This window comes from Salinisphaera sp. G21_0 (assembly GCF_017744115.1).
GTDB lineage: Bacteria > Pseudomonadota > Gammaproteobacteria > Pseudomonadales > Endozoicomonadaceae > Endozoicomonas.
Genome location: NZ_JAGHQW010000026.1, coordinates 77447 through 89206, shown reverse-complemented (window position 1 = coordinate 89206; position 11760 = coordinate 77447). Strand labels below are relative to the sequence as shown.

Sequence of the window (11760 nt, the reverse complement as noted above, 5' to 3'; positions counted from 1 at the left end):
AGCACTGAGACAGAGCTGACGGAGGATGCCCGGATAGCACTGAGTAACGGTCTGATACTGGCAGTGGATAACCGTCATTACGATAAGGATAAGCCAGAGCTGTTACTATCCATCATTGTAAGCACTGAGACAGAGCTGACGGAGGATGCCCGGATAGCACTGAGTAACCGCCTGATACTGGCAGTGGATAACTATTATTACGATAAGGATAAGCCAGAGCTGTTACTATCCATCATTGTAAGCACCAAGACAAAGCTGACTGAGGATGACCAGAGAAAACTGAGGGGAAGTCTGGTATGGGCAGCAGCTTTCCAGAACTACGAGCTGGTAGAACAGTTAGTATCGATCATAAAGGGTACCGGGGTAAAGCTGACGGACGATGACATAAGCAAACTGAATGAATCTTTGGAGAAGGCCATAGCTGACGATCATTACGATGGCGCAGAGCGCTTAACAGGCATCATTCTGACACTGGGGGCAACGCTTACGGATGAAGTTCTGGATAAACTGAATGAAGCTCTGGAGCGGGCAATAGTTACTGACCGTTACGATGACGCAGAATGTTTATATGGCACGATTTTGAGCGCGGGGGCAAAGCTGACGGACAAAGTCCGGAGGGCACTGGATGGCAAACTGAAATGGGCAAAAGATCACGGTCATAACGATTTAGTAGAGCTGTTACAACTGATGATTCAAGGCAAAGCAATCAGCGAAACTCAGAAACTCAAGGGTATGAGGGAACTGCTTGATATTGTCATGAATCCATTTCAGTAGGCCCGCAGTGACTGCCCGGATGTATTCCGGGCATCTGAATCTGATTTTTAATTTCACCGCCATCCTGTAAATACGGGTAAATGACCTATTCTTCCTAGCCCGGAAGAATAATGTCTTATGGTTGTGATGTTATGAAACTTTATCAATTAATTATCCTTTTATTACCATCGATTGTCCTGGGTAAACCAATCGGCCTTGAACGGTTTACCCCTCCACCTTACCCCGAGGTGCCGACCCATCCTCAGCCTGAAGGGCCATTATACCCACCCGATTACTTATATCGTGGTTATAGAACCGAGCCCGCACCTGCCTATACACCGCCGATGTCCCCTGACTTATCCTCCGTTACTGCCTGTCAAATACCAGCCGGAACCTATCGTTTTGATGCTTACAGTATTGCAAAAACTGAAAAACTATGGATCTCTGAACTGGTACTTTATCTGCATATCAGCCACGCGGGCATAATGGTGATGCGTTTCAGACTTAAGCCAAGGGGTGGCCGTGAAGAGCAGTATGTAGTGATCCCCTATAGCAGTAATGCCGATCTGGTAAATGTTTGCAGTGGGGTCAATTTCAGCTTTTTCTTTAAGGGGATTAATGTGTATGGGAAGACCTTAAACGGAAATCTGTCCGGGCATCTGAGCAGGGATGGCAGCAAGAACAATTACCACATTACTGCTGATGGTTGGATGGAGCGTTACGATACCTCATACAATTCAAGAGTGACCATTAATCTGACAGGGCAGCAGTTTGACTTTGTCTACCCATACATTAAATAGCGAACTGTGCACCTCGTTTCCACACAGAGCGGGGAAACGAGGTGTGGTCAGTCTATCGAACCATGTGCAGGAAATGCATGTGCTTTTCATACTGATCGATAATATCACCAATCACCTGATCACTGGTCCAGCCCATAATGTCGTAACCCTGGCCGCCTTCTCTCAGGAAAACTTCGGCCCGGAAGTATTTGCGTTGTTCTTCATCTTCTTCGTCCAGTATAAAACTGGGCTGAAGGTAAGAGCGGGGCGTCACTTTGTAAAAGAAGTCCACTTCATCGCCGTGGAGTACCACCAGGCTGGGTATCTGTTTTTCGGTATCCAGTTGAATCGTGCTTTCTACCCCCTGTTTGCCCAGTTCTGATGCGACGGACTCCATAGCCGGGAGCGCAACATCCTGAATAAAGCGATTGACATGGGCCCGTCGGGGAAAGCTGACCATCGTCGCCAGCCGGTTCTGCCAGGGGATCGGTTTATGACCCACTTTGGGGGTGAGTGTGGTTCTTTCCAGGCTGGCTCTCTTGGCAGCATCAACAGCCAGCGCTTTCAGCAAGCCATAAGCCGACACCAACAGCACAATGGAAAAAGGCAGTGCTGAGGCGATGGTCACCGTTTGCAGGGCCTGCAGGCCACCGGCCAATAACAGCACCATGGCTACAATACCAATCAGGCTGGACCAGAACACCCGCTGCCAGAGCGGCGTTTTACTGTTGCCCCCGGAGGCGAGCATATCGACAACCATGGCACTGGAGTCGGAGGAGGTAACAAAAAAGATCACGACCATGGCAATGGCCACCATCGAGAGTACATTTGAGAACGGGAAATATTCCAGGAACCTGAACAGCGCGATGGGTACATCGGTTTCTACGGCCTGACCCAAACCGGCCATTCCCCGGTTCATGATCATATCGATGGCGGTATTGCCAAAAGCAGTCATCCAGATCAGGGTCAGGCCTGTTGGTACGAACAGAACGCCGGTAACAAACTCGCGGATGGTTCTGCCCCTGGAAATACGGGCAATAAACATACCGACAAACGGTGACCAGGAGAGCCACCAGGCCCAATAGAACAGCGTCCAGCCGCCAAGCCAATCGGTGGGCTCATAGGCGTAGAGATTGAAGGTTTTACCGACGATGTCAGACAGATAACCACCGGTATTTTGCACGAACATCTGCAACAACAGGACGGTGGGGCCGAGCAGTACCACCATCACTAATAACATCAGTGCCAGTAGCAGGTTGGCTTCTGAGAGGCGTCGGATGCCTTTATCAAGGCCTGTCGCCACAGAAACAGTGGCCAGTGCTGTGATGACCACAATCAGAATAACCTGTGTCTGTGTGCTGATGTCGATACCGAAAAGGTAGTTCAGCCCCGAGTTAACCTGCAAAACCCCATAACCCAGCGCAGTTGCAACACCAAAAATGGTGCCCAGTATGGCAAACACATCAATGGTATGACCGGGAATGCCATAAATACGGTCACCGATGATGGGGTAAAGGGCGGAGCGGAGAGTGAGCGGCAAGTTATGCCGGTAACCGAAAAAGGCAAGAATCAGCGCCACGATAGCATAAATCGCCCAGGCATGAAGGCCCCAGTGAAAGAAGGTGAGCTTCATGGCTTCTCTGGCGGCTTCCACCGTACCTGGCTCACCCAGTGGTGGATAAAGAAAGTGCATTACCGGCTCGGCGACACCGAAAAACATCAGGCCGATGCCCATGCCCGCAGAAAAGAGCATGGCGAACCAGGAGCCAAAGCTGAATGAGGGTTCGGCATGATCAGGGCCCAGTTTTATATCACCATATCGGGATAGCCCCAGAAAGGCGACGCACAGAAGGATCAGGGCCACTGCCATAACATAAAACCAGCTGGCGTTGGTCATGATGCTGGACTGGAGATGCGTAAAGCGGCTATTGGCATCTTCAGGGGAAAAAACCGTATAGCCCACCAGTAAAAGTATTAAAATGGCTGAGCCGAAAAATACGGGAGGGTTGATAGTTTGCCTGGAAGGCATAGAGATTTCCGGTTGGGACATGTTGCTGGCTCTTGCTGAATAGTCAAAATCAATTTGATCGTTTGGGTTTGGAGCTATGTGCAAGAAGTCCGTCAATGCTCTGAGGGGGTGAACATGAAGAGGATCCTGTATACAACTTTAAATAGGAGTCTAGGTGAAATATATTACAGTTCAAACTATTTGAGATCAAATTGTGTTTGTTTTGCGATTTATTTTGTGGCAAATAAACACGCCTGTTTTCTAAACCTCTTCGATGAGTGAATTGTATGACTGAACCGTGTTACTGGACTGACGTACTTATTTCTCTAAGGCGCATAATACGTGCAACGGATCTGCACTCGAAACGTATGATCAAAGCCTGTGGCCTGACCACCCCCCAGATCATGGTTTTGAAGGCAATCAGTGATCTTGGTGATGTGACGGTCAAGCGGATTTCCCAGGATGTTTCCCTGAGTCAGGCGACAGTAACCACTATTTTGAATCGGCTGGAAGAGCGGCAGTATCTTGAGAGAGTCCGAAGTGTCAGTGATAAACGAATTGTTAACGCACGGTTGACTGAGCTCGGACGCTCTGTATTGGCAACAGCACCGGCGCTACTGCATGAACAGTTTATTGAGCGTTTTGAGGCACTGGAGCCCTGGGAGAAAACCCAGGTTCTGTCGTCTTTGCAGCGGGTTGCAGCCATGATGGATGCCGAGTCCATTGATGCCGCGCCGCTTCTGGATATCGCCGGGACAGAACCTTAGCTGTTTGATTTTTGGCCTTTTTCCCTGGGGTGTTGGTAAAAGTAATTTGAAATCTAATCATTAGAAGTGTAAGTTATTGCCCCAGCTGATATACGGGAAAGTACAGTTAAGTGCTCGGCGCTGGAAAATGGGCTTAAAAATTTCTGCTGTTAATCTGTGTACGGAAAACCGCAGGAGCAGAAATTCTTAATCCCTTTACACCATAGAGCCAGGAAGGCGCTGCCCGGTATCAGAAACGGATGAATAAAAACAGGATTGCACATGCTAAAAAGAAAATTGTCTGCCGCTGCCTTACTGGCTGCTTCCCTCCCTTTTGCCGCCTCTGTGTCAGCTGATGAATGCGGTGATGTCACTCTCGCCGATATGAACTGGAACTCGGCAACGCTGATAGCACACGTTGATCAATTTATCCTTGAGAATGTCTTTGGCTGTAATGTGGAGCTGGTGCCCGGCGACACCATGGCGACAGGTACCTCCATGGTTGAAAAAGGAGAGCCGGATATCGCGCCGGAAATGTGGAGTAACTCCATGAGGCAGGCTTTCGATAAAGGTGTCGAGGAAAAACGCCTTCGCTATGCTGGCAATTCGCTGTCAGAAGGCGGTGAGGAAGGGTTCTGGGTACCGAAATACATGGTGGAAAAAGACCCTGAGCTGAAAACCATCAAGGGTATTAAAGGGAAGGCAGCCATCTTCAAGCATCCGGAAGATTCAAGCCTGTCCGCTTTTTACGGTTGCCCGGCGGGCTGGAACTGCCAGATTAATTCTGGCAATTTGTTCAGGGCGCTGGAGCTGGAAGAGCATGGGTTTGACCTGGTTGACCCGGGTTCCGGTGCCGGTATGTCCGGGGCTATTGCCAAAGCCTATGAACGGGAAGAGGCCTGGTTTGGCTATTACTGGGCACCTTCGGCGGTACTGGGCAAGTATGAAATGGTCAAGGTGGATTTCGGTTCCGGTGTTGATGTGGATGAATTCATCAACTGTACCACTAAAGAAGATTGTGAGTCTCCGAAAGTCACTATGTATCCGCCATCACCGGTCAATACCATTACCACCGAACGTTTCGCGGTTAAAGCACCGGCAGCTTATGAGTACCTGGCAGGGCGCTCGTTTACCAATCAGCAGATGAATGAGCTGTTGGCCTGGATGGAAGAAAATCAGGCGGATGGTGAAATCGCCATGGAGCATTTCCTGACCAACTATGAGTCCGTCTGGTCCCAGTGGTTGCCTGCTGATGTGGTGGCAAAAGTAAAGCAAGAGCTTGCGGCTCTCTAAAGTCATCACTAGTGCAATTGATGGGTTTATTTATTGACCTCCAAACTCCGTTCGTCTTGAGCGGAGTCGAAAGGCGTAAACTCCATACTCTGAATACTGTGCCAATCACCCATAATAAAGGCTGAAGTGTATGGCTAAGGAATCCTGGGTTACTGAGTTTCCGGATATGGATCGCAGTGACCTGATCGCTTTGCGAAAGACTCTGGATGGTGCCTACCGGGAGTTTTCCCGTGAGCATGGCGATTTGATTGAGTCGTTTTTTGACCCGTTACTCTCTTTTCTTGTCTGGTTTGAAAACCTGCTGATCAGCTCTCCCTGGTTACTGATACTGGCGGTTATCACCGGTTTGGCCTACGCCGCCAGCCGTTCCTGGAAGCTGTGCCTCGGTGTTGTCTGTTCCCTGCTGACCATTGGTTATTTTGGTATGTGGGAAAATACCATGAGAACCTTGAGTGTTATCACGGTATGCACCTTGCTCTCCCTGGTGCTGGGCATTCCAATCGGTATCGCCATGGCCCGTTCCGACCGGGTGCAGAAGCTGGTAACGCCGATGCTGGATATCATGCAGACCATGCCGGCATTTGTTTATCTGATTCCGGTGGTGATGTTGCTGGGGATTGGCAAGATTCCCGGTGTGATCGCGGTGGTTATTTATGCCATTCCGCCGGTTATTCGACTGACCAACCTGGGGATTCGTCTGGTGGATAAAGAGGTATTGGAAGCCGCTACCGCCTACGGTGCCAGCCCGTGGCAACGGTTGTGGGGGGTACAGCTGCCACTGGCAATGCCCACCATTATGGCCGGTATTAACCAGACCATAATGATGGCGCTGGCCATGGTGGTGATTGCTTCCATGATTGGCGTCAAAGGCCTGGGGCAGCCGGTACTGAAATCTATTACTAATCAGTATTTCACCCTGGGGCTGCTCAATGGTCTTGCCATTGTTGCGCTGGCGATCATCTTTGACCGGGTTTCTCAGGCTTATGCCCGCAGAACCCAGAAACATCTGGGAGGTGCTGAGCATGCATAACAGGGACCATAAAAAGCCTCTGATCCAGATTCGTGGCCTGTACAAATTATTCGGGAAACAGCCTGACAAGGTCATGTCCCGGGTTCATCAGGGGGAATCCAAAGATCAGATTCTGGCTGATACCGGGCATACGCTTGGGCTCAGGGATATCAACCTGGACGTCAAGGCGGGCGAGATTTTTGTGATTATGGGGCTTTCCGGATCCGGTAAGTCCACCTTGATTCGCCATTTTAATCGTTTGATCGATCCCACTGAGGGGGAGATCCTGGTGGATGGCACCGATATTACCCGGTTTTCCGCCAAAGAGCTGGAAAGCTTTCGACGTCAGAAGATGTCCATGGTCTTTCAGCGTTTTGGTCTGATGCCTCACCGGACAGTCATAGATAATGTTGCCTATGGTCTGTCGGTTCAGGGTGTTGGCAAAGCCGAGCGACTGAAGAGAGCGGAACAATGGCTGGATACTGTGGGGCTGGCTGGCTACGAGCAGCAATACCCCTCCCAGTTGTCGGGAGGGCAGCAACAGAGGGTTGGTCTGGCCAGGGCGCTGTGCACCGATGCGGAAATTCTATTGATGGACGAAGCTTTCTCCGCCCTGGATCCACTGATTCGCAGTGAGATGCAGGATCAGTTGATCGGGCTGCAAAGTAAGCTCCAGAAAACCATTGTTTTTATTACCCATGACCTGGATGAAGCCCTGAGGCTGGGCGATCGCATTGCCATTCTGAAAGACGGTGAGCTGGTCCAGCAGGGGGCTCCGGAAGATATTCTGTTGAATCCGGCCACGGATTATGTGGAAGCGTTTGTTAAGGATGTTAACCGTGCCCGGGCATTGACCGTAGAAACGGTGATGAAACCTCCGGCCTGCCGCATTACCGCGGAAACCATTGATGAGGCCTTGAGTCAGATGAAAAAGACCTCTGAAGACTTTGGCTATTACGTTAATGATGAAGGCTATCAGGGTGTGATTCTTCAGCAGACCCTTGAGCAGGCCGTGCAGAAGGGGAGTCACAAGAAGGTCACCTCGATATTGATTGAGACGGTGCCGACTATTCAGGCAGACTCAATACTGGAGTCCGTTATTCCCGATACCCTGGACACCGACTTTCCCCTCCCCGTTGTTGATGACGATGGGCAGTTGCAGGGGCAGCTTTCCCGGTCCAGTCTTGCTGAAGTTCTGGGGGATGTTTCCATTGGAGTAAATCATTAATCAGGCAAAAGACATTAATGATAAACTCTTCTTCAGGCATGACTGTCACCGGCTATTAAGCAATCTGAAAAGTAGAACAGATTGTCGAATAAGGTTTTCCCCGTTAAGTAGCTGGCCATATGGAATCGAATATTTCTGGCTACTTGGGCTGGTACTATGCGAGGCACAACGCAGGGAGCATAGCCGTAGCTATGTGACCGGAGTTGTAACGAAGCAGAGTGCCGGCACAAGGAGTCAGAAATATATGATTTCATATGGTTAGCTACTTACTGGTAAGGGGAAAACTGCGCTCGGGCATGGGTGTCTTGCAGAAGGAATCCCCCACTATAATCGCAAGTGGTGAGGCGTCCATCCGCTTAGTGGTGGGAGGATGTCAAACTTTATACAGGTGCTGAATCTCGGTTGTATATCGGTAATGGATAATTTTTCAGGGTTGTCATCGACATTAGCTAACTTCATCCCTGGTCATAACAACCAGCAAGATGCTTCACTTAATACGGCTGCTGCAAAAAGTGCAGCGTTTGGGGAAAGATCCGCATCTGTACTTGACCCCGGCGATCTGCAGCAGGACAACCTGAAAATTGATCCCCGCTCAGATGGCGTAGCTGATGTGCTTTTCAAGGATCTGGCAAAGCGTCTTATCAAGCCTTCTGAACTAGACGACATGTATAGTAAGGATAGCGTTAACAAGCTGGAAGAATTCAGTGAAATGGTGTTGCTATCCAGCATGGATAAAACAAAAATATCGGCTTTGTTGACGAAACATCAGATTAATCGATTAAAAAATCCTAATGTTTTAGCAATGGAAGCAATTTATTATAAAAATTTGAAAAAATACACGAGTGCATTTATTCAGGAAATTTATAATCTTGCCAACAATAGCAAGCTTGACCAATCATACAGAAACCATATTTGCCTGATGGCGATAGCCATTTATAACTTTTTGGATGAAAATAGCCATAAAACCATAGCGCGTACTATGCAGTTTTCTTTTACTGATATTTATAGCGTTCCTCTTTCAGCTCTTTATTTTCTGAGACTTGGCCAATCGCTGCTATATTCATCCGTTAATGATCCAATAGGTACACTGAAAGGTTATGAATTCCCGGTTAAACAAGGCGAACTGAGCTTTCAGGATTTGAAACGCCTTGGTAATTTACGGCTTTGTGTTATTGCAGACCAGGTATATACCAATATGCAGGAGGACAAGACAACTTCAGAACCGGTGATGACTATAACCAGAGCTTGTCATCCCGGGGATATTGTCAGCATTTATCATCAGATCAACACTTTCCGTCAGCGTTCAGAGCTGAAAGATTTATTAGCGAACCCATTCTCGGAATCAATCGTTATTCATCATGCACTGTCACGACTGGAAACTGCCTTATCTGAAGAAGACTACGCTTGTGTATCTGACACGCTATGGCAGCATCATTGCCACAGCATACTAAAATTGGCAAAAAACTGTTAATGCCGAGCTATTAAACCCTTAATGGCAAAATGCCTGAGCAACTAGAAGGGTGTATAACCGGCAGTAACCCCGCCATCAATGGTAAAGATGTTGCCAGTAATGAACGATGCCTCATCTGAGCATAACCACACCACCGCATTCGCGACCTCATCAGGCATTCCAAGTCTCTTTAGCGGATGAAAGTCGGCCAGGGCTTGACGACATTCATCTGACAACGAGGCCGTAACATTGGTCAAGATCCCACCCGGGGCCAGTGCATTGATCCGAATTCCCTGTGTGGCATATTCCAGTGCCGCCACTTTTGTTAAGCCAATCACTGCATGTTTGGCCGCGGTATAAGCGGACAACCCCGACGTCCCCGCCAAGCCTGTAACTGATGACATATTGATAATCACACCCCGACTACAGGCGCTCATCATGACCAGTTCATGTTTCATGCACAGCCAGGTTCCGGTCAGATGCGTTGCAATAGTCGCATTCCAGCTTGCCGTGGAGGTATCTGTCAGCGGCCTGGGAATACAATGGTTGCCAGCATTATTGAATGCACAGTCGAGGGTTCCGTACTGGTCACGGATAACAGCAAACATCGACCGAACCTCATCCGGATCGGAAACATCCGCCCGAATAAACATTCCGTTACCGCCCAGACGACGAATGGCATCAACCGTTTGTTCCCCGGCATCCTCACGCCTGCCACAGACCAGCACCGTTGACTTGTTTCTGGCAAAAGCAAGGGCTGTTGCCCTTCCTATTCCTGATGTACCGCCAGTGATAAGAACGACGCTTCCGCGTTTATCTGGAACACTCATAACGCCTGTAGTCTCCTGGGATACTTCTTGATTATTTGGCATATCTATCTTCGAGAATTTTCTTTAAATTATTAATCTCAATATTATGGGCGCTATACATTAAGCCAAACGCTTTTGCATACAAAGGATCATTTAAATACCGGGCATGGCCATAAGTTATCCATAACAAGACAGAACCAGGCCTGCCAAGCAACGGTTGAGCATCCAACAACTGGCACTGGTAATCCATCCAGAGATCATCAGGATTGTCATGCCCTACCAGCCAATTGATTCGATACTCTTCCCTGCAAACAAGGCAACGTAAAAAGACCCTGCCAGCAGGTGCCAATGACTCGTCTCCCTCATAGATATCATCTTTGGCAATCCGCAGATTTTGTATGGACATCGTCCACTCTTCCAGGTTCCTGATATCGCTGACATATTCAAATGCATCAACAGTGGAAACCTGTTCAAAAACCGCCATATTAGCAACATACTGAGTGAAAAACTCACCGGGCTTTCGGGCAACTTCCGAGTCAGGCAATATAAATCTTTCCCGCAATTCATTAGTCGTATAATTTCTTGAGTTAATTAACTGCCCTGCAAACGTCACGGGCTGTTCGTTAAGTAAATAATTTTCAGGCTTTTTATCATTACTCCATGTCCAGATACTGCAACCCGCACTATTTTCCCCCACAGAAGCCATCACTATGGTATCACCTGAATGTATCTTATTTAGCTGATAAGCCATCGTCAGGTTGATCAATACCGAAGCGGAGGATACATTTCCATATTCTTCTAAAGTATCTACCGTCTTATTCTGCTGAATACCCAGTGCTTCCTTCCAGGATTCAAGAAATGCTCTATTTGGTTGATGTAGAATAAAAAAATCAATCTCATTATCACTCAAACCTGATTTTGCCAACGCCTTATTTATTGCATCCGATATCATTTCAGTCGATAAAATCTTTAGCTTATCAAAAACTCCTTCAGGCATAAGGGGTTCAGGCTTCGACATCAATTCTCTGAACCTGAAACTGATTTTATTACTGGCCCTGTTGTCTTTAATGTTTTCATTAACCTGCATGACCAGGCCACTTTGAAACCTGGAATCACTGATTATATGTGCTGCAATCCGGCCATTTTGTTGACTATCTACGCCTAAAATAATCGCTCCTGCGCCATCCCCCATACTCATAGTAATTTTCATGGATGCTTCAGATGTATCGTCCTGTAGTTTGGAAAATGTCTCACTGGAGACAATCAATACATTGTCAGTCTGTCCGGATTCGATTGCATAAGTCCCAAACTCCATTGCCTGGATGACACCATTACAAGATTCCAGCATATGCAGATATAGGCAATTTCCGAGTTTCAGCCTATCTTTTAATTCAGCGATACCTGTCGGGATAATACATTCGCCATTAATAGTGCTGGAAACCAAAATCAGTAAGCCAATATTGTCAACAGATAGGCCCGCCTGTGTAATGGCCCTGCGCGATGCATGGTAAGCCAGTTCAATATAATCAGTATGACTACTGGCAAATCGCCTGTTTTTGATTCCCGCGCTTAGCAGCCACTCATCAGTCACCCCCCTGGATTTGTAATCGAACTCATTATTACTGACAGTATTCTCTGGTAAATAGGCACCAACACCAAGGATATTAACAGCCATAAATATCTCC

At 48.1% G+C, this 11760-nt stretch carries 10 protein-coding genes; 7 read left to right on the top strand and 3 right to left on the bottom strand.

Features of this window, described 5'->3' with window-relative positions; genetic code table 11:
• A partial coding sequence (locus J7439_RS13720; RefSeq protein ID WP_209202478.1) for a hypothetical protein occupies nucleotides 1-774 on the top strand: 774 nt, incomplete at its 5' end.
• 131 nt (nucleotides 775-905) lie between these two features.
• The gene (locus J7439_RS13715) at nucleotides 906-1553 is read left to right on the top strand and encodes a hypothetical protein (RefSeq protein WP_209202476.1); all 648 of its coding nucleotides are present in this window, start codon (nucleotides 906-908) and stop codon (nucleotides 1551-1553) included.
• Between the two features lie 52 nt (nucleotides 1554-1605).
• Here J7439_RS13715 and J7439_RS13710 read toward each other — a convergent pair whose 3' ends face one another.
• Nucleotides 1606-3582: a BCCT family transporter gene (locus J7439_RS13710; protein WP_209202474.1), complete on the bottom strand. Its 1977-nt coding sequence runs from the start codon at nucleotides 3580-3582 to the stop codon at nucleotides 1606-1608.
• Between the two features lie 245 nt (nucleotides 3583-3827).
• Between J7439_RS13710 and J7439_RS13705 the strand changes: the two genes are divergently transcribed.
• The 5 genes from J7439_RS13705 (at nucleotide 3828) to J7439_RS13685 (ending at nucleotide 9287) form a co-directional block, all read left to right on the top strand.
• Nucleotides 3828-4307: a MarR family winged helix-turn-helix transcriptional regulator gene (locus tag J7439_RS13705; protein WP_209202472.1), complete on the top strand. Its 480-nt coding sequence runs from the start codon at nucleotides 3828-3830 to the stop codon at nucleotides 4305-4307.
• Between the two features lie 261 nt (nucleotides 4308-4568).
• On the top strand, nucleotides 4569-5579 hold the full coding sequence (locus tag J7439_RS13700; RefSeq protein ID WP_209202470.1) for an ABC transporter substrate-binding protein: 1011 nt from the start codon (nucleotides 4569-4571) through the stop codon (nucleotides 5577-5579).
• Nucleotides 5580-5709: 130 nt separating this feature from the next.
• On the top strand, nucleotides 5710-6609 hold the full coding sequence (locus J7439_RS13695; RefSeq protein ID WP_209202468.1) for an ABC transporter permease: 900 nt from the start codon (nucleotides 5710-5712) through the stop codon (nucleotides 6607-6609).
• Complete coding sequence (locus J7439_RS13690; RefSeq protein ID WP_209202466.1) at nucleotides 6602-7816, top strand: quaternary amine ABC transporter ATP-binding protein; 1215 nt, start codon at nucleotides 6602-6604, stop codon at nucleotides 7814-7816. Before J7439_RS13695 ends, J7439_RS13690 begins: the two co-directional genes overlap by 8 nt.
• Nucleotides 7817-8186: 370 nt before the next feature.
• Entirely contained in the window at nucleotides 8187-9287 is a 1101-nt protein-coding gene (locus tag J7439_RS13685) for a hypothetical protein (protein ID WP_209202464.1), read from the top strand.
• A 41-nt stretch (nucleotides 9288-9328) separates the two neighbouring features.
• Here J7439_RS13685 and J7439_RS13680 read toward each other — a convergent pair whose 3' ends face one another.
• Together J7439_RS13680 and J7439_RS13675 are read right to left on the bottom strand one after the other, a co-directional pair.
• Nucleotides 9329-10096 (bottom strand): SDR family NAD(P)-dependent oxidoreductase, encoded by a 768-nt coding sequence (locus J7439_RS13680; RefSeq protein WP_209202462.1) that lies wholly within the window; start codon nucleotides 10094-10096, stop codon nucleotides 9329-9331.
• A 31-nt stretch (nucleotides 10097-10127) separates the two neighbouring features.
• A complete protein-coding gene (locus tag J7439_RS13675) occupies nucleotides 10128-11750 on the bottom strand; it encodes a 3-oxoacyl-ACP synthase III family protein (protein WP_209202460.1) in 1623 nt (540 codons plus the stop codon).
• Nucleotides 11751-11760: the final 10 nt, after the last annotated feature.